Source organism: Streptomyces spiramyceticus (genome assembly GCF_028807635.1).
In the GTDB taxonomy this organism is placed as follows: domain Bacteria; phylum Actinomycetota; class Actinomycetes; order Streptomycetales; family Streptomycetaceae; genus Streptomyces; species Streptomyces spiramyceticus.
In genome coordinates this window covers 4248452-4264936 of sequence record NZ_JARBAX010000001.1, presented here as the reverse complement: position 1 = coordinate 4264936, position 16485 = coordinate 4248452, and the positions used below count along the sequence as shown (strand labels likewise).

Genomic DNA, 16485 nt, shown 5'->3' with positions numbered 1-16485 from the left:
TTCCTTCTTCTTGTCGTTCGCTCGTCACTCGGCCAGATGGACAGAGAACAGGTCCTTCGCCTCGGGCAGGTCTTCCAGCTCGTCGATGGGAGCCTTGGGGTCAATCTCCCAGTGCCCGCTGCCGTCGCAGTCAATTTCGATCAGCTTTGACGGCTCGCTACCGGGTGTGATCTCACAACGGGGCTCGATCACCGCCTTGGCATCGGCCACGGCGTGGATGTCCTCCGTGCCAGGAATGACCGAGTCGCCCACCGTGAACCGAGTCTCGATCTCCGCGATGAACGCAGGGTTGCCATTGACCTCTGTCAGCCCGACATCGCCAATGAGATCCGAGTCGTTCTGGTCAGCGAGCTGCTGCGCAGCAGCGTCATATCCGGCGCCCAGGAAGTCTCCGTCGGCCATGAGCCACTCCAGCCACTCCGCCGGATCATTCAGCGAGTCGAAGAATCCGTCGGTCATTTCGTCCCGTACGTCCTGAGCAGCCGCCAGCGCAGCAGCATCGGCAGCCGACTGGCCGCTGTTACGGGCAGCTGCTGATTGCGCAAAGGCGAAGTAGGCGAACGCAAGAAAGAGCAGACCCCCCACCACCACTACGTACATGGGGAGGGTCTGCCCTCGGTCCTGCCGAAGACTTCGCGTCATCAGTTGTCGGTGATGTCGTCCACCGCGTCGCTGATGGCCTCCGAGATCGTGTCGTCCAGGTCGAGCTCCCGTACCGCCACCACGATCAGCGCGATCACGACGACCAGGCCGGCGTACTCCACGACGCTCGCGCCCTCGTCCGCACGCTTCTGCATGCGGGCCACAACCGTGTTCCGCCAGTTGCTGAACGCGAGCTGGGCCTTCGTGGCGGTCTTGAGCGTGATGTCCTTCGACATGGGGTACCCCTCCGAGTTCGTACGTCTCTCCGCTTTCGACACGAGAAACGTACGTCGGGACAGGCGTCCCGTCAGAGGGTCCGTGGGCCCAACCCTGGGCCCAAAACCCGCGTTGGGCCCGGACCACTCGCAGCTCAGTCTCGACCTCAGCCATGACCGGTCGTCCCCCTCGCCGAGCCCAGCCACAGCGCGATCGCTTCGCTCCTGCTCGCGCTGTGAAGTTTCGCGAAGATGCGGTTGATGTGGTTCTTGACGGTCTTCTCGCTGATGAAGCAGGTGGCGGCGATCTGCTGGTTGCTCATGCCTGATGCGATGAGATCCATGACCTCCACCTCCCTCGAACTCAGCCCGAAATCCTGTAAGTTGTGCGACCGCTGGGACCGCGACCGGTCTGTTGAATACTGTGCCATGCCCGATTGCATCTGCGAAGGGTTTTCCGGGAGTCGCGCCGAATCCGAGACATCTGGCCCACTGTTGGCCTCCCGCGCAGCGTGTGCAGTCGCATCGTGGGCCGCCGAGTGGCCAGGGATCCGGCTCGTGCCCGCGCCGGTGTACGGGACGCCCGTCGCGTACACCGTGCCGAGCCCCTCCGGCAGCTCCGGCCCTGCCCCCGCCGCCCCCGCGCCACCGCCCCGCATATGGGCCAGCAAGGCATTCTGCGCCGAGGTCGTGAAGTGGGCGCGGCCCTCCTTGATGTCGCGTACGGCGCCCACCAGTTGATCGGCGGTGAACTCGCCGTGCACCAAGTAGCCGCCCGCGCCCAGCCGCAGCGCCTCGCGCACGATCTCGCTCTCGCGGCTGTACGTCAGCATCATCACCGGCGCCACCTGGACCAGGTACGGCAGAGCGGAGATGCCGTCGACGCCGGGCATGCGTATGTCCAGCAGGACAACGTCCGGCCGGGTCTGCTGTGCGGCGGCCAGCGCCTCGCGGCCGTCGGCCGCCTCCGCGACGACCTCGACGTCCTCGCGGCCGCCGAGCAGGACGGTGAGGCCTGCTCGTACGACCGGGTTGTCGTCCGCGATGACGACACGCAGGACACTCGGCGGACCGAAGGGGTCGAGGGAGGGGGTGAGGGAAGGGGTGGGGGAAGCGTTGGGGGACGGATCGGGGAATGCCGCCGCCGGCGGGGGAACGCGGACCCCGGCGGGGGTGTGTTCCGAGCGGGGTTCGATCGTGTGCGACGACGTGTGCTGGGACACGTGCGACGGGGACGACACGGACTGGTTGGGCCCGGAGCTGTACGAGCTTTCGTCCGGCATGGTGCGGCCTCCTCTCGGGAGTGGGGGGGACGGTGGACAGTGGACGGTCGATGGGTTGTTGTGGGTCAGTTGAGGAGCGGTGACGAGGTGACGACGCCCGCCGGGGCGAACGCCGCTACCGGAAGTTCGAGACGTACCTCCGTGCCGCCCGCGCTGCGTCCGCGGCCGATGCAGATGCGGGCGCCGATTCCAGCAGCGCGCTCGACCATCCCCACCAGTCCGAAGTGACCCGCCTTGCGGAGGTCGTCAAGGCTGATGCCGACGGGCAGGCCACGGCCGTCGTCGAGGACGCTGATACGCAAAACCCCGCCGACCAGGCCGAGTTCCAGCGTGACGCGCGAGGCGTGGGCGTGGCGGTGGCTGTTCTCCATGGCTTCCGTGGCGATCGTCAGGAGGTGGCGCGCGACCGCGTGCGGAACCGTCGGTACAGGTCCGCCGCCAAGAGGGTGGAAGGCCGTGCTGATGCCGGTCCGTCGGCCCAAGTCGGCCAGGCGAGCGGCCAGTTCGTCGGCGACCGCCACTCCCCCGCCCTCGTAGTTCGCCTGTCTGCGCAGGTCGGAGAGGATCTCCCGGGATTCGGCCGCTGCCCGCCGCGCCGAGCGCGCGACCATGCCCGCCTGGTGCTTGACGGTGAGTGGGTCCATGCGGTCGGCGGACTGGGCGAGGCTGTCGGCGGCCATCGCGACGCCATGCAGCGTCTTCGCGACCGAATCGTGCATCTCCCGGGCAAGGCGCGCACGCTCGCCTTCCACGGCGTCGGTGACCGCGAGCCGGGCATTGGCTTCGGAGAGGGCCTGGGTGGCTGTGCCGAAGCGGAACATCAGATTGCGCAGGGTTACGCCGATGATTCCTGCCGCCACGCAGAAGCCGCTGATCAGGAGCGTGCTGGCCGGGCTCGCCATGCGTTCCGCCCATGCCGAGTAGGCCGCAGCCAGCAGCAGGATCTGGATCGCGGCGAAGATGCCCGCGCCCCGCCAGCCGTACAGCAGGCCCGCGAGGAGCGGTGTGCACACCGTCGCATAACCGAGGGCGGAATCGGGCGAAGCCGTCAGCAGCAGGACAGAGCCGAAGACCAGGTCGACACCCATCAGTGAGCGGTACTTGATGAGCAGGGGGCCGAACACCTCCCAGTCCCTGAGCATCGCGTACGAGCCGACGAAGCTGAACACCACGGCCGCACCGACCAGCCACCCGCCGAACTGTCCCCCGGCCCTGGCGAGCGCGAAGGGCGCACCCAGCGCGATCATGGCGAGCCGGAAGCCGAAGACCTGCCGGCACAGCGCCTGGAGGGCGTTGATCTGGATCGGAATGCTGGGGGCGGGTACGTCGTCCGCAAGAGCGGATGCGGCAGGCATTTCCGGAGCGGCCATGCCGCCCTGGAGCATCCCGCCCCTGAGGCGGATCGTCGGAAGCGCCATCGCCGTCAGCCGCCGAAGACCGAGCCGAAGTCGGTTTCCGACCCCAGGAACATGTTGGTCACGATGAGGAGCAGCGTGGCCGGGACCATGAAGGCGAGGGTGACGACCGTTGTCTTCGGGATCGCTTTGGCCGCTCGGCGCCGGGAGTTCTGCGCATCCGTGCGCCGCATGTCGTTGGCGATCTGAATCAGTGTGTCGGCGATCGGTGCGCCGAGTTCCTCACCCTGCTGGAGAGCCGTCACGAACTGGGAGACCTGTTCGGATTCATTGCGCCTGCGCAGTTCGTCGAATGCCTGGCGACGGCTCACGCCCATGTCCATCTGCCGCAGGGTGATGCGCAGTTCGTCGGCCCAGGGCCCTTCGTACTTCTCCGATACGCGGTCGAGTGCCTGTCGGAAGCCGAGTCCCGCGCTGACGACGACGGCGAGGACGTCGAGGAAGTCGGGCAGGGTCCGCTCGATGACATCCTTGCGTTCACGGATGGCCTGCCAGATGGTGACGTCTGCGGCGAACCACCCGTACGCGATGCAGAAGACCCCGAAGAGCGGCAGATCTTTCAGCAGGAGAACAAAGGCCGAGAGTCCGCCGAAGAGCCCGTACACAGCTCTGCGGGCGGCGTAGCGATCGACGGTCAGGCCGCCGGGGTTTCCCGCCATGTCGATCTTGCGTCGCTTCTTGTCGACGAGCTTCGGCCCCATGATGCGGAGCACGCCCGGGGCGAAGCGCATACCGAGGCGGTCGATCGCGGATTCCGTTCCCGAGACGCGCGATGCGCCGATCTCCAGTGCGACGGCCAGGTCCCCGGGGATCTTGGCTTCGGCGCGGTACATCTTGATGCCCTGGAAGACGCCCGCGACGCTCAGGCCGACCACCAGTGCGAGAAGCAGTCCCATGCCGGGTACCTCCTGTTTCAGGCCGTTGCAGGCTGTTTCGGGTCGTACGCGCGGTTCAGACGTCGATCTTGCCGAGGCGGCGCATCACTATGAAGCCGAGCGCGTAGAGCCCTATGGCCACGATCACGATGATCTGCCCGACCGGGTTGCTGGTCATTCGGGCCATGGAGCCCGGCGTGACGGAGTTGAGCATGATCATTGCGCCGAGGCCGAGAAGCGGGATCGTGTACGCGGTGGCGTTGACCTCGGAGAGCATGGTGCGGACCTCGCGCCGCGTTTCCTTGCGCTCCTCCAGGGTCTCGGTGAGGTTCCGGAGGGATCCGACGACCGTGCCGCCTGCACGGTTCGAGAGCACGAGGGTCGTGACGAGGACTACCAGTTCACGTGACGGCAGACGTTCGGCCAGCTCTCCGAGCGCGTCATCGATGGACCGGCCGACGGCCAACTGATTCGCGACGCCCGCCAGTTCCTCGCCCGCCGGAGCTTCCAGCTCCTCGGCCGCCATGCCCAGTGCGGTACGGAGCGCGAGTCCGGCCGCTGTCGCATTGGCCAGGATCCGGGACAGGTCGGGAAGCTGGTTGATGAAGGCCTCGATGCGCTTCTGGCGCTGCCAGTTGAGGAAGGCACTGCCTCCCCAGACGGCGACAAGACCTGCGACGGGGCCGAAGAAGGGCGCCAGCACCGAGGAGGCGATCAGCCAGAGGGCGGCCACCCCCACCAGCACATAGACAAAGAACTCACCGGCGGTCAGATCGAGGCCTGTGGCGGACAGCCGCAGGTGGATCTTCCTGCCGAGCGTCGTCTTCCTCAGCCGACGGTCGACTTCCCGGAAGCGCCGCTGGCGGCCCGTCGTGTGCGAGCCCGTGACGGCCAGGCGTTCGACGAGAGCGGCGCGCTGGGCCTTGCCCGAGACGTAGGTGTGGAGTCCGGCGACGCCCAGGACGCCGCAGAGCAGCGTGCTGCCGATCGCCAGCATTGCGGGACTGTTCATTGGCGTACCTACAGGGCCTCTCGGGTGTAGAAGGGGTCGCGGTCTTCCGTCACGCCGAAGGCGGGCGGTATCGACTCGTTCGCGAGGTGGAGCCGGTCCGCGATGCGGCGGGGCAGTGCGAGGTGTTCGAACCGGCCGTGGACGATGCGGTCCGCGCTCATCGGCTGGGCGAGGAAGCGCGAGACGGTGGCGATCTGGAACTGTTCGCGGCCGTGGGACACCAGAATCGCGATCTCGCTGATCTTGCGGGAGCCGTCGGCCATCCGGGACAGCTGGACGATGACGTCGATGGCACTGTTGATCTGGTCCTTGAGCGCCTCGAAGGGGATCTCGACCTCCGACATGGAGCCGAGGGTCTGCAGGCGCATCAGCGCGTCCTCGGCGCTGTTGGAGTGGACAGTGGCGAGGGAGCCGTCGTGGCCGGTCGACATTGCCTGGAGCATGTCAAGCGTCTCGCCGCCGCGGACCTCGCCGACGATGATGCGGTCGGGGCGCATACGCAGGGAGTTGCGTACGAGATCCCGGATGGTGATCTGGCCCTTGCCCTCGACATTGGGCGGCCGGGTCTCCAGCCGGATCACGTGGGCCTGCTGGAGCTGGAGTTCAGCGGCGTCCTCGACGGTGATGATGCGCTCGTGGTCCGGGATGAGGCCGGACAGGGCGTTCAGGAGCGTGGTCTTGCCGGAGCCGGTACCGCCGGAGACGATGACGTTGAAGCGGGCCCGCACAAGCGCCGACAGCAGCATCAGCATCTGCTCGTCGAGCGTCCCGAGGCTGATCAGTTCCTGGAGCCGGTAAGCACGCGGGAACCGGCGGATCGTGAGCGTGGGGCCGGTCAGGGACAACGGCGGGATGATGACGTTGACGCGCTCGCCGGACGGCAGACGGGCGTCGACCATCGGATTCGACTCGTCGACGCGGCGGTTGACGGTCGAGACGATGCGCTCGATGGTCTGCATGAGCTGCTCGTTGGACGCGAATCGCATCGGGAGCTGCTCGACCCGGCCGGCTCGCTCGACGAAGATCGAGTCGGGGCCGTTCACCATGATTTCGGTGATGGAGGCGTCTTCGAGGAGCGGTTCGAGTACGCCGAGTCCGAGCGCTTCGTCGACTACACGGCGGATGAGCTGGGAGCGCTCGGCAGTGGAGAGGACCGGGCCCTCTCGGCTGATGATGTGGGCAAGTACGCGCTCCAGCCGGGCCCGCCGCTCCCCCGCCGCGAGCGAGGACATCTCCGCGAGGTCGATCTCCTCGAGCAGCTTGGTCCGGTAGGTGGCGACCAGGTGGCCGTCCTCCCGTCCGCCCACGTGCTCGTCGGGGGCGGTGATGCGTGCCCGCAGACTCATGTACGTAACTCCTCGCTCGGGTTGATCTGTTGTGCGTGGGGCCGACCAGGGAGCCCGCCCTAGTCGGCCGGCATCGTCACCTCCTTGACCGCCTTGCCGAAGTCCTTGATGCCGGGCACGACCGAGGGGATCGACACGCTGGCGGTCGCGGTGACGGTGTCGGTGCCGCCGACGTCGATCACGGTCCCGTCGGCCAGCCAGTCGCTCATCGCCGCAAGACCGGTCGCCCGGCCCTGGCCCCGCAAGTCCTCCTGCGACTCCGTACGGGCGGCCGCCCGCGCGGCGGTGCCCGCCTGGGAGGCGGCGTAACCGATGATGCCGAGCTGGATACCGGCCATGGCGACGAGCAGCAGGATGGGCAGGAACCCCGCGAACTCCAGGATGGCTGCGCCCCTGTCGCGGTCCCGGCCCATGGTCCGACGCTTCAGAATTCTCATTCCGGTCCTCCCTCCAGGGCAGCGCCCGCGCTGCCGGAGACGGTCCACGGGAAGCTGCCGGCCCCGGGGAAGAGGATGGGGGTGCTGAGGCGGACGCTGGCCTGCCACAGGTTGCCCTCCGGCACGCAGCTGATGTGCGCTTCGCCCTGCCATGAGGAGGGCAGGTGGTCGCGTGCCGCGGCCTCGCACGCCCCTTGTTCGTCGTTACCGCTCGTCGCCGCTGCCGTCGCCGCCCGCGCGCCCTCGTCGGCCGCGTTGCCCGTCAGCGAGAACGTGTAGCCGAACAGCACGGCCTGCCACATCGCGACCATCACGAAGATGATCAGCGGGGCCATGCCGGCGAGCTCCACCGTGGCCGCCCCGCGGTCCTTGCCCTTGCCGCGGAATCCGATCGCACCGCGGTCGCTCTTGAGCCTTCCGCCGCTCTTGCCTCCCGCTCCCTCCGCCGTTTTCACCAGTCCCAGCTCCCCTGCGAGTGCCCAGAGTGCTTGCTTGACCGTGCTCCGGCTGTCCAGGTCCTGCATGCGGCCGGCGTCCGTGGCCGACTGGAGTTCCTTGAAGTTGGACGGAACCGCAACGCTCGCGACCTTCGTGCCCGTGATCCGTTCCACCAGCGGCGGCTGGATCTCCGTGTTGCGGGTGTGGCGGTTGACGACGGTGATCGTCTCCTCCGCCTTGCGGATCTGGAGGCGGTCCCACATCCGCACCATGCGTTTGGCCGCCCGTACCGCCACCACGTCCGGCGTGACGACGAGCACCGCCTGGTCGGCCATCTCGACGGCCGCCGCGTTCGCGCTGTTCATCTGGGTTCCGCAGTCGACGATCACGACCTCGTAGCGGTTGCGCAGCGCGCTCACCACCTGCCGAGCCACCCGGTCGGTGACCTCCTCGCCGCGCTCGCCCTCGTTCGGTGCGAGCAGCAGGCCGAGGCCCGTGGGGTGGGTGAAGACCGCGTCCTGGAGGACGCGCGGCGAGATGTCGGAGATTCCCGCCAGGTCGACGATGGAGCGCCGGAACTGCACATCGAGATACGACGCCACGTCACCGGACTGAAGGTCCAGGTCGACAAGAGCGACGGTCCGTCCCGACGCCTTGGCCGCCAGGGCCAGTTGCACGGCGGCGACCGTGGCTCCTGTGCCGCCCTTCGCGCCCGTGACTGTGACCACTGTGCCGCCCGGGCCGGTGAAGACGTCCGTGCCGGTGCCGAGGTGGCGGCGTACGCCCGTGGACCAGGAGGCGGCACCCTGCACACGGGCCGCCAACTCCTCGTAACCGAGCGGGAACCCGACAAGGCCGCGTGCACCCGAGTCCATGGCGGCCGTGTAGAGACCCGGCCCCGCGTCGGTGGTGATCAGCACGACACCGACTGCCGGGAAGCGAAGAGACACCTCCCTGATCAGCTCCAGCGCGGGTACCGGACCAATCCGCTCGTGGACCAGGACCACCTCGGGCAGCTCGTCGAGCGCTTCGCCGGCGAGCCGGGCGAGAGTGTCGAGCAGCGACGTCGAGTCGGTGACGGGCGCGGCCGGCTCCGCGTCCGGGAGCTGGCTGAGGAGGGTGGTGATGGCGCGGGCGGCGTCCGGGTCGCCGACCGCCGGGAGGATACGAGTCGTCATACGCCGGTCCTCACTTGTCCCCGTCGAGGGTGTACTCACGGTCGCGCGGCGAAATGGTGGTGTCGCTGCCGTCGGCCACGAGGGCGAGCCGCACATGCTCGGCGAATGACTCCGCGTACGCCACGCGCTGGGCGTCGAGGGTGTTGAGAGCGAAGGTGATCGGCACCGCGTCCGTTGCCTTCCGGCTACGTTCGTTCCTGCCCGGCTCCAGCGCCGTGATCTTGCCGACGTCGAGGACGCGGGCACCGGAGACGATGACTGTGGACTTGTTCGGCGAACCCTTGTTGTCACCCTCGAAGGTCGCGTAGATGTTCACGCTCGACCCCGGGTTGATCTTTCCGGCCACGCCGGTTGCCGCATCGATCATGATCGCGATCTCCTGCTCGCCCGAGCCCAGTTCGGGCTTCTTCACGATCATGTCGCTCTGGAGCAGCGAGCCCTTCTGGAGCTGCGTGACGGCGATCTTTCCCCGTACCTCGGAAATATCGGTCACGGCATTGGCCGAAAGCCACCGCTTGGGCATTTCGATCTTCTCGAACTGCCCGGCGTCGAGCTGTTTGTACGGTGCCACATCGGTCTTGAGGCGGTACGCCGCGACCTCCGGCCCCACCTTGGAGTTCACATCGCTGATCACCGAGAGCACGCCGGCGAACGCGCCGAGGGCGCAGAGAACCGAGAGGAGCAGCAGGATGATGCCGCGGCGCTGACGTGAATTCATGGGGGCGGGCTACCTCGATCAGGAACGTCGGATCAACGGACAGTGAGCGGGGTGGTGCGCGTGCATGAGTTGATGGTGCCCTGCGCGGTGCTAGGGCGACCCCTGGTTCAAGACACCAACCGCGTGCGTTCGGTTCTCGGGCGGCGGGAGAGGGGCCGAGCAGAAACCGCAGCGGTCCCCTATGAGTTCGATCCCGCACCAGTGGCACTGCTCGCGCCGCACCGACGCGACCAGTTGGTAGAGGACGGAGATGTCCGGCAGGAAGGCGGCGAACTCGATCATCTTCGACGTGCCCCACCAGCGGGGGGAGTCGGCGGGCAGCCCGGTCTCCCGTACGCCTTGGACCTGCCACGCGGGAGCGAGTGTCCCAGTGACCCAGTCGGACACCAAAGTCCCTTTGCCTACGAGAAGTTGTGTGGCGAAGCCGGGGCCGTTGAGGCCGTTCCCCTCGTTGCCGATCTTGATCAGCTGCGGATTCGGATTCGCCAGTACGCCGAACTGCGTTCCCGGCACCCACGACTTCGCGTGCGACTTGAGGCTGACCGGCACCCGGTCGAGCTTTGTCACCGAGTTGAGCAGCCCGCCCGCGTAGATGTAGTGCGACAGCAGCCGCGCCGCCGAGGCGACAACACCCGCACTGAAGTCGCAGATCGACAACTGCCGCAGCTGGCGCACCAGTACGGCCACACCCAGCGGCGGCAGATCCAGCTTCAGCAGTGCCAGCCGGTCGGTCTCCAGGACCGAGCGGATGGTGTGCAGGCGCCGTTCGTGCGCGGTCGGGATCGACGCGGGGTAGAGGGCGACGACGTAGCCGTGCCGTTCCAGCATGACGTTCATGTCGAGCAGCGCGGCTTCGAGCGGCTGAGCGTCCGGGGCCTGGAGCAGGGCGGCCGTCGGCGTCTGCTGGTCGGTGGGCGGCAGCACCAGGTCGGCGCTGGTGACTGCTATCGCGGTCGGCACGTAGGTTTCCCCGTTCACTCCGTACGCCGATCAGCCCGGCGTACGCAGATCGACACTCTCCGTCGTGCTGCACCAGCACTTTATCCACGACCTACCTGGTGGTGAACACTTTTCCTTTTTCTTCTGGGGGCACGCCCGCCTGTCGAAGTTGACGAAGTCGACGGGGCCGAACAGGTGAAGTGGCGGCAGCTCACCGCCCGTTGCTGCCAGAGGTCTTGACAACTCAATTGGTCTGAACCAGTTTGGTCGACCAGCGGTGGCCACCGTCCCAGTGAAACCTCCTCCCCCCACCCCCACCGGAGGCATCAAGTGGACCGCAGAGAAAACACCCTGCGTCGGCGTCGGAGTCGGTTCGGAATTGGGTCGGTGATGGCTGTCGTCGTGACAGCCGCGCTGGCCGGCACCGGTATTGCCACCGGAGCTCCCCACGCGGAGCCCGCAGCCGTGCCCAAGCACGCGCTGACCGGTTACTGGCAGAACTTCAACAACGGCGCCACCGTCCAGAAACTCCGCGACGTACAGGCGCAGTACGACATCATCGCCGTGTCCTTCGCCGACTCGACCGCCACACCCGGCGAGATCACCTTCAACCTCGATCCTGCGGTCGGCTACAGCTCCGCCGCCGATTTCAAGGCGGACATCAAGTCCAAGAAGGACGCCGGGAAGTCGGTGATCCTCTCCATCGGCGGCGAAAAGGGCAACGTCACCATCAACAGTGACGCCTCCGCGACGGCCTTCGCGAACAGCGCCCACGCCCTGATGCAGGAATACGGCTTCGACGGCGTCGACATCGACCTGGAGCACGGCGTCAACTCCGCCTACTTGACGAAGGCACTGCGTCAGCTGTCGGCCAAGGCGGGCTCCGGGCTGGTCCTGACCATGGCGCCGCAGACCATCGACATGCAGTCGACGTCGAACGAGTACTTCAAGACGGCGCTGGCGGTGAAGGACATTCTCACCGTCGTCAACATGCAGTACTACAACAGCGGTTCGATGCTGGGCTGCGACGGCAAGGTCTACTCCCAGGGCTCGGTGGACTTCCTCACCGCGCTCGCCTGCATCCAGCTGGAGGGCGGCCTGGATCCGTCCCAGGTCGGCATCGGCGTACCGGCATCCACGCGGGCTGCCGGCAGCGGTTACGTCGACCCTTCCGTGGTGAAGAACGCGCTGGACTGCCTCACCCGAGGCACCGGCTGCGGCACGTTCAAGCCCACCAAGACCTACCCCGGGCTGCGCGGCGCGATGACGTGGTCGACCAACTGGGACGCGACGGCCGGAAACGCCTGGTCGGACGCGGTGGGACCGCACGTACACAACCTGCCGTAACGGCATTCCATAGGCATTCCGTAACAGTCTTCAGAACGCTGCCGCGCCGCCGCTCCCCCGGCGGCGCTGCTGCGTTCTGGTGCTAGCCTCGATCCTGACTGAATTTTCAGACAGGATGTGTTTGCGATCAATCACGATGCTGAGGGGCACGCGTGAGGGGACAACCGAACCGCCGAACGCTGCTGAGGTCCGGGGCAGCGGCCGTACTCGCCGGCGCCGCAGGGCTCAACGCCTGCGCGCCGTCGGGACAGAAGAAGACGGGCGAGGAGAAGGTGACTGAGGAGAAGCAGGCGGCTGGTCGGCGCATGCCTGCCGAGACACAGCGGCATGAGCGCACGTACATGGCCTGGCCGCCGCTGGATTCGGTGTGGAAGGAATGGGCGGAGGACGTCCAGGGCGACATCGCCCGGATCGCCCGCTCGATCGCCGATTTCGAGCCGGTGGTGCTGCTGGCCGCTCCGGAGGAGGCGAAAGCGGCGCGGCGGGCGTGCGGATCGGGCGTCGAGGTGATTCCAGTGCCGGTCGACGATCTGTGGATGCGCGACACCGGGCCGACCTTTGTCGCGACCGGACCGAAGGGGAAGGGCCAGCTCCTGCACGGCATCGACTTCCACTTCAACGGCTGGGGCGGAAAGCAGGAGCACGGACGAGACGCGAAGGTCGCCCGCACCGTCCTGACCCGCGAAGGCGTGCCCCGTATCGACGCGCCGCTGATCGCCGAGGGCGGCTCGCTGGAGGTCGACGGCCACGGCACGCTCCTGGTCACCGAAAGCTCACTGGTGAACGGAAACCGGAACCCCGGCAGGTCGCGCGACGAGATCGAAGCCGTGTTGAAAGACCTGCTGGGTGTGACCACCGTGATCTGGCTCAAGGGCGTACGGGGCAAGGACATCACCGACTACCACGTCGATGCCTTGGCGCGATTCGCGGAAGACGGCGCAGTGCTGCTGAGCCGCCCACCCGAGGGTGCCGGGCCGGACGTATGGACCCGCGCCTACGACCAGGCCCGTGGCGTGCTGGAAACGGCGACCGACGCGCGGGGCCAACAGCTGGAGCTGGTCGATCTGCCCGAGCCCGACCCGTCCGAACTCGGCCGCCGCGGGCCGGACTTCCTCGGCTCGTACGCCAACTTCTACGCGGTGAACGACGCCGTGATCATCCCGCGCTTCGGCGACCGCAAGGCCGACCGGAACGCCGCGTCGATCATCGGCGAACTCCACCCGGGCAGGGAAGTCGTCCAGGTGCGGATCGACACGGTCGCGGAGGGCGGCGGCGGCATCCACTGCGCGACCCAGCAGCAACCTGAACTCTGATCCGGGAGCAGGAATCAGGGATCAGGTCGGCTCAGTCGTCAGGGGCTGCATCGACGATGGCCCTCAAAGCAGCTACATGAGCTCGGTAGGCGCGTCGTCCGTCGGACGTAAGCCGCAGCTGAACCCGCGGACGGGTGTCGCGGACGGTCTTGCGCTGGGCGACGTAGCCGGCCTCCATGAGCACCGCCACATGCTTGCTCAGCACGGAGGCGCTCACTGCGACTCGCTCCTGGACGACAGCGAACTCGGCCTCGGCGACCGCATCGAGCAGCGCGCAGATCATCAGCCTTTTGGGTGCGTGGATGATGACGTCGAAGCCGTCCGACGCGTCGTCGGAGGCGCGACCGGAGGCGTCCGCCCTGGTCACCGCTCGCCTCCGGCCACGCGACGGCCGACGAGAAGTACCCGAGCAGCCATCAGTACGCCGTTTACGGCGGCGACGGCGAACCACACGGCACTGCCGAGGAAAGCGGCCGTGGCGAACCCAGCAATGCACACGGCCACCAGCCCCACCATGAGCGCGATGTCGCGCGACGTCATCCGCCCGCGGAACCCGAGCACGCGCACCTGCCAAGCGCCGATGGCGCCGCCCGCCGCAGCCAACAGCACGCAGACGACAGACGGCCACACACCGGGCAGCAGTCGCGTGAGGGGAACGGCCACGACAATCGCCACGAGCAGAACGCCGATGCGCAGCGGTATCGGCGTTTGCGCCACAGACGACCGTGCGTGTTCCACCCGGTTGAGGGCGGCGGCCGCCTCAGCGGGCGTGGGGCGGTGGCTGGAGAGCGAAGCGTCAGTTTCCATACCGGCAAGTCAAGCTTTTACTTTCCATTTCGTCAAGTCTTAACTTTCCGCGTCGGAAAGTGTGGGGCTGCTGTCCTGGGCGGGGGCGTTGGTTGCTTCTGGTATGGGGCCGCCCTTTTCGGGAGTTTGGCGGTTCCGGGCCGGCTGTAAAGGGCGCTCCCTGCGGTCGCGTCGCTGCGCGATGACCCTACGGGCCACCCTTGACACCCACCCCTCCACCGCTAGTTCTTCACGGGGGGCGGCCCCCGGGGCGGGGCCCACGGGGAAGCTGTGTTCGTTGCTCGGCTTTCGCTGCCGGGCGGCGGCCCGGCGGGTGGAGTGCACCAGTTGAATGGGGTGACCCGGCTCGGCTCGGCGGGCGGCGGGCCGGTGGTCGGCTGAGACTCATGCCCCGTATCTGGACTGGGTGGGTGGTGCGCACCCGCTTCGGCGTAAGCAGAGGGCTCCATGGGACTCAGGAGGCTGTGGGGACTGCCGAAAGCGTCATGTGTGTGGAACCGGACACCCCAAGCCCCGGCGCCAGACCTGACGGTGTCCTCTTCCGCACACAAGACGCCAGCTGGCGCGGCATCAATGGGCAGGGGGCGGAAGCACGAACCGCACGTCGGTCGATTGTTCCGGCAACTCTCATAGGCGGCGGCCGGTCTCGGCGTGGGCCGCCGCAGGGGACAGCTGTACGCGCGTCGGTCCGCCGCGCTCCGCCAGGCCGTCCGAGCCGATGAACTGGCCGCCCTCCACACGGGTCGGTTGCCGCATACAGCTGGGGCAGCGCACCCCGGTCCGGGGACTGGGCGAGCGGGGCGAGGATGCGGCCGAACAGCACCTTCACCATGCCGACCGGCGCGCTCGTCTGCAGACTGACCGCCTTCAACACCGTGCTGCAACGGTGGAGCGACAGTGACGGTGCCGAGGACCCCGCCGAGCGGTAGGGCTTCTATGAAGGCCCGGTTCGACATCCCCGTGCGGAAGAGGACACTGGTCGGGCTGGCGCCGGGGCTTGGAGTGTCCTGTTCTGCACACAAGACTCTTTTGGGAGTCCCCACAGCCTCCTGAGTCCCATGGAACCCTCTGCTTACGCCGGAGGGTTGCGCACCACCCACCCAGCCCAGATACGGGGCATGAGTCTCAGCCGATCACCGGCCGGGGTGGACGCCGAGCCGAGCCGGGTCACCCCATTCAACTGGTGCACTCCACCCGCCGGGCCGCCGCCCGGCAGCGAAAGCCGAGCAACGAACACAGCTTCCCCGTGGGCCCCGCCCCGGGGGCCGCCCCCCGTGAAGAACTAGCGGTGGAGGGGTGGGTGTCAAGGGTGGCCCGTAGGGTCATCGCGCAGCGACGCGACCGCAGGGAGCGCCCTTTACAGCCGGCCCGGAACCGCCAAACTCCCGAAAAGGGCGGCCCCATGGCAGAGACAATCAACGCCCCTGGCCCGAACCGCCGTGGCGTCAGGTGGTGAGGTCGCCGTGCCGGACCGCCGCAACGAAGCGCGCCCAAGCGTTCGCCGGGACGACGATGGCGGGTCCGTGCGGTGCGGTTTTGCTGTCGCGTACGGGGACGATGCCGGTGAGGCCGTCGGCGACCTCGAGGCAGAGCCCGCCGGAGCCGTTGCTGTAGCTGCTCTTGCGCCAGACGTCGTTGCCCAAGTCAGGTCCTGCACTTGCCATTTCCGTAATCCTCCGCTGCCTTTTCGATCATCTTCAGCGATTCCTCGGGCGGCAATGCCGCAGCTCTGAGTCGACCGTATGCGCTTGTGTACTGCCCTACGAGCTCCGGCTCATCGATGATCTGCCCGCTGTACATGCCCTCCGTGTACATGAGCGGTGGGGCATCAGTGAAGGTCATGAGCCAGGTCGTTCCCATCATGAAGGGGTGCGCTCCGGCATTCCACGGAAGGATCTGTGGAATGAAACGACGGTGTTGGGCGACGGCGACGATATGGGCGAGCTGCTCGGCCATATCGCCCTCCCCGATGATCGGTTGCCGAAGGATTGACTCGTGCAGCACGAGCCAGCACTCGGGCCCCTTCGCGTCTTCGAAGACCCATGCCCGCTCTCGCCGTGCTTCGACCTTGACCTTGACCGACTCCTCGGCCTCGTGAGGGTAGGCGGCATGGACAACTGCTCTGATATACGGCTCTAGTTGGAGTGGCCCGGGGATCAGGGTGGGGTTCCACTCCTCGATCTCCTTCGCGCGTGCTTCCAGATCCACGACATGGGCGAAGTACTCGGCGTGCTTGCTCATACGAGCCTTGTGTACATCCGTGCACCGCCGTTCGAAGAACCCGTCGGTCTTCAGCAATTGGTCGACGTGCCGTGCCAGATCCTGGGGCATCCGCCGGTTGCCGCGTTCGATCTCGCTCAGCAGCGTGGGGCTGTAGAAACTGCCCTCGACCACCTCGGCAAGCGTGAGCCCCTTGTGCTCACGCTGCCATCGCAACTCACCGCCGTAGAACGACGGGACACTCAGGGACGCATCAAGGTCTTTGCGTCGTCCCACAGTTGATCACCTTCCACGCCTGTC

19 protein-coding genes are annotated in these 16485 nt (G+C 67.3%); 3 read left to right on the top strand and 16 right to left on the bottom strand.

What is annotated here, in order from left to right; genetic code table 11:
* Positions 1-24: 24 nt before the first annotated feature.
* The 11 genes from PXH83_RS19685 to PXH83_RS19635 form a co-directional block, all read right to left on the bottom strand.
* A complete protein-coding gene (locus PXH83_RS19685) occupies positions 25-600 on the bottom strand; it encodes a hypothetical protein (protein WP_338054723.1) in 576 nt (191 codons plus the stop codon).
* A 41-nt stretch (positions 601-641) separates the two neighbouring features.
* The gene (locus PXH83_RS19680; RefSeq protein ID WP_274561688.1) at positions 642-878 is read right to left on the bottom strand and encodes a hypothetical protein; all 237 of its coding nucleotides are present in this window, start codon (positions 876-878) and stop codon (positions 642-644) included.
* A 146-nt stretch (positions 879-1024) separates the two neighbouring features.
* Entirely contained in the window at positions 1025-2140 is a 1116-nt protein-coding gene (locus tag PXH83_RS19675; protein WP_274561687.1) for a response regulator transcription factor, read from the bottom strand.
* A gap of 65 nt (positions 2141-2205) precedes the next feature.
* Positions 2206-3558, bottom strand: coding sequence for a sensor histidine kinase (locus tag PXH83_RS19670; RefSeq protein ID WP_420803188.1), 1353 nt, complete (start codon positions 3556-3558; stop codon positions 2206-2208).
* Between the two features lie 5 nt (positions 3559-3563).
* On the bottom strand, positions 3564-4451 hold the full coding sequence (locus PXH83_RS19665) for a DUF5936 domain-containing protein (RefSeq protein WP_274561686.1): 888 nt from the start codon (positions 4449-4451) through the stop codon (positions 3564-3566).
* Positions 4452-4506: 55 nt separating this feature from the next.
* The gene (locus PXH83_RS19660; protein WP_274561685.1) at positions 4507-5442 is read right to left on the bottom strand and encodes a type II secretion system F family protein; all 936 of its coding nucleotides are present in this window, start codon (positions 5440-5442) and stop codon (positions 4507-4509) included.
* A gap of 8 nt (positions 5443-5450) precedes the next feature.
* On the bottom strand, positions 5451-6788 hold the full coding sequence (locus tag PXH83_RS19655) for a TadA family conjugal transfer-associated ATPase (protein ID WP_274561684.1): 1338 nt from the start codon (positions 6786-6788) through the stop codon (positions 5451-5453).
* Positions 6789-6847: 59 nt separating this feature from the next.
* Positions 6848-7225 carry a TadE family protein gene (locus tag PXH83_RS19650; RefSeq protein WP_274561683.1) on the bottom strand — a complete coding sequence of 126 codons (378 nt, stop codon included), beginning with the start codon at positions 7223-7225 and terminating at the stop codon, positions 6848-6850.
* On the bottom strand, positions 7222-8841 hold the full coding sequence (locus PXH83_RS19645) for a CpaE/TadZ family protein (RefSeq protein ID WP_274561682.1): 1620 nt from the start codon (positions 8839-8841) through the stop codon (positions 7222-7224). The genes PXH83_RS19650 and PXH83_RS19645 overlap by 4 nt, the downstream gene beginning before the upstream one ends.
* A gap of 10 nt (positions 8842-8851) precedes the next feature.
* On the bottom strand, positions 8852-9559 hold the full coding sequence (cpaB, locus tag PXH83_RS19640; RefSeq protein ID WP_274561681.1) for a Flp pilus assembly protein CpaB: 708 nt from the start codon (positions 9557-9559) through the stop codon (positions 8852-8854).
* A 90-nt stretch (positions 9560-9649) separates the two neighbouring features.
* Positions 9650-10519, bottom strand: a complete 870-nt coding sequence (locus PXH83_RS19635; protein WP_274561680.1) for a hypothetical protein — start codon at positions 10517-10519, stop codon at positions 9650-9652.
* A 369-nt stretch (positions 10520-10888) separates the two neighbouring features.
* Between PXH83_RS19635 and PXH83_RS19630 the strand changes: the two genes are divergently transcribed.
* Together PXH83_RS19630 and PXH83_RS19625 are read left to right on the top strand one after the other, a co-directional pair.
* The gene (locus PXH83_RS19630) at positions 10889-11845 is read left to right on the top strand and encodes a chitinase (RefSeq protein ID WP_274561679.1); all 957 of its coding nucleotides are present in this window, start codon (positions 10889-10891) and stop codon (positions 11843-11845) included.
* A gap of 152 nt (positions 11846-11997) precedes the next feature.
* Entirely contained in the window at positions 11998-13158 is a 1161-nt protein-coding gene (locus PXH83_RS19625) for an agmatine deiminase family protein (protein WP_274561678.1), read from the top strand.
* Positions 13159-13189: 31 nt separating this feature from the next.
* On the opposite strand, the gene PXH83_RS19620 is transcribed toward PXH83_RS19625, so the two are convergent.
* The 3 genes from PXH83_RS19620 to PXH83_RS32520 form a co-directional block, all read right to left on the bottom strand.
* Positions 13190-13525, bottom strand: a complete 336-nt coding sequence (locus PXH83_RS19620) for a transcriptional regulator (RefSeq protein ID WP_338054722.1) — start codon at positions 13523-13525, stop codon at positions 13190-13192.
* Positions 13522-13965, bottom strand: a complete 444-nt coding sequence (locus PXH83_RS19615; RefSeq protein ID WP_274561677.1) for a hypothetical protein — start codon at positions 13963-13965, stop codon at positions 13522-13524. Before PXH83_RS19615 ends, PXH83_RS19620 begins: the two co-directional genes overlap by 4 nt.
* A 627-nt stretch (positions 13966-14592) precedes the next feature.
* Positions 14593-14721, bottom strand: a complete 129-nt coding sequence (locus tag PXH83_RS32520; RefSeq protein WP_420803187.1) for a hypothetical protein — start codon at positions 14719-14721, stop codon at positions 14593-14595.
* A 50-nt stretch (positions 14722-14771) separates the two neighbouring features.
* Between PXH83_RS32520 and PXH83_RS19605 the strand changes: the two genes are divergently transcribed.
* Positions 14772-14894: a hypothetical protein gene (locus PXH83_RS19605; RefSeq protein WP_274562990.1), complete on the top strand. Its 123-nt coding sequence runs from the start codon at positions 14772-14774 to the stop codon at positions 14892-14894.
* 516 nt (positions 14895-15410) lie between these two features.
* Here the strand turns inward: PXH83_RS19605 and PXH83_RS19600 are convergent.
* Both PXH83_RS19600 and PXH83_RS19595 read right to left on the bottom strand, forming a co-directional pair.
* Positions 15411-15629 (bottom strand): DUF397 domain-containing protein, encoded by a 219-nt coding sequence (locus tag PXH83_RS19600; protein ID WP_274561676.1) that lies wholly within the window; start codon positions 15627-15629, stop codon positions 15411-15413.
* Positions 15610-16461 carry a helix-turn-helix domain-containing protein gene (locus tag PXH83_RS19595; protein WP_274561675.1) on the bottom strand — a complete coding sequence of 284 codons (852 nt, stop codon included), beginning with the start codon at positions 16459-16461 and terminating at the stop codon, positions 15610-15612. Before PXH83_RS19595 ends, PXH83_RS19600 begins: the two co-directional genes overlap by 20 nt.
* Positions 16462-16485: the final 24 nt, after the last annotated feature.

Bases quoted from the DNA above. Each gene is read 5' to 3' on its own strand.
- PXH83_RS19685 (WP_338054723.1), bottom strand. From the start codon at position 600: ATGTACGTAGTGGTGGTGGGGGGTCTGCTCTTTCTTGCGTTCGCCTAC.
- PXH83_RS19680 (WP_274561688.1), bottom strand. From the start codon at position 878: ATGTCGAAGGACATCACGCTCAAGACCGCCACGAAGGCCCAGCTCGCG.
- PXH83_RS19675 (WP_274561687.1), bottom strand. From the start codon at position 2,140: ATGCCGGACGAAAGCTCGTACAGCTCCGGGCCCAACCAGTCCGTGTCG.
- PXH83_RS19670 (WP_420803188.1), bottom strand. From the start codon at position 3,558: ATGGCGCTTCCGACGATCCGCCTCAGGGGCGGGATGCTCCAGGGCGGC.
- PXH83_RS19665 (WP_274561686.1), bottom strand. From the start codon at position 4,451: ATGGGACTGCTTCTCGCACTGGTGGTCGGCCTGAGCGTCGCGGGCGTC.
- PXH83_RS19660 (WP_274561685.1), bottom strand. From the start codon at position 5,442: ATGAACAGTCCCGCAATGCTGGCGATCGGCAGCACGCTGCTCTGCGGC.
- PXH83_RS19655 (WP_274561684.1), bottom strand. From the start codon at position 6,788: ATGAGTCTGCGGGCACGCATCACCGCCCCCGACGAGCACGTGGGCGGA.
- PXH83_RS19650 (WP_274561683.1), bottom strand. From the start codon at position 7,225: ATGAGAATTCTGAAGCGTCGGACCATGGGCCGGGACCGCGACAGGGGC.
- PXH83_RS19645 (WP_274561682.1), bottom strand. From the start codon at position 8,841: ATGACGACTCGTATCCTCCCGGCGGTCGGCGACCCGGACGCCGCCCGC.
- cpaB (WP_274561681.1), bottom strand. From the start codon at position 9,559: ATGAATTCACGTCAGCGCCGCGGCATCATCCTGCTGCTCCTCTCGGTT.
- PXH83_RS19630 (WP_274561679.1), top strand. From the start codon at position 10,889: ATGGCTGTCGTCGTGACAGCCGCGCTGGCCGGCACCGGTATTGCCACC.
- PXH83_RS19615 (WP_274561677.1), bottom strand. From the start codon at position 13,965: ATGGAAACTGACGCTTCGCTCTCCAGCCACCGCCCCACGCCCGCTGAG.
- PXH83_RS32520 (WP_420803187.1), bottom strand. From the start codon at position 14,721: ATGCGGCAACCGACCCGTGTGGAGGGCGGCCAGTTCATCGGCTCGGAC.
- PXH83_RS19605 (WP_274562990.1), top strand. From the start codon at position 14,772: ATGCGGCCGAACAGCACCTTCACCATGCCGACCGGCGCGCTCGTCTGC.
- PXH83_RS19600 (WP_274561676.1), bottom strand. From the start codon at position 15,629: ATGGCAAGTGCAGGACCTGACTTGGGCAACGACGTCTGGCGCAAGAGC.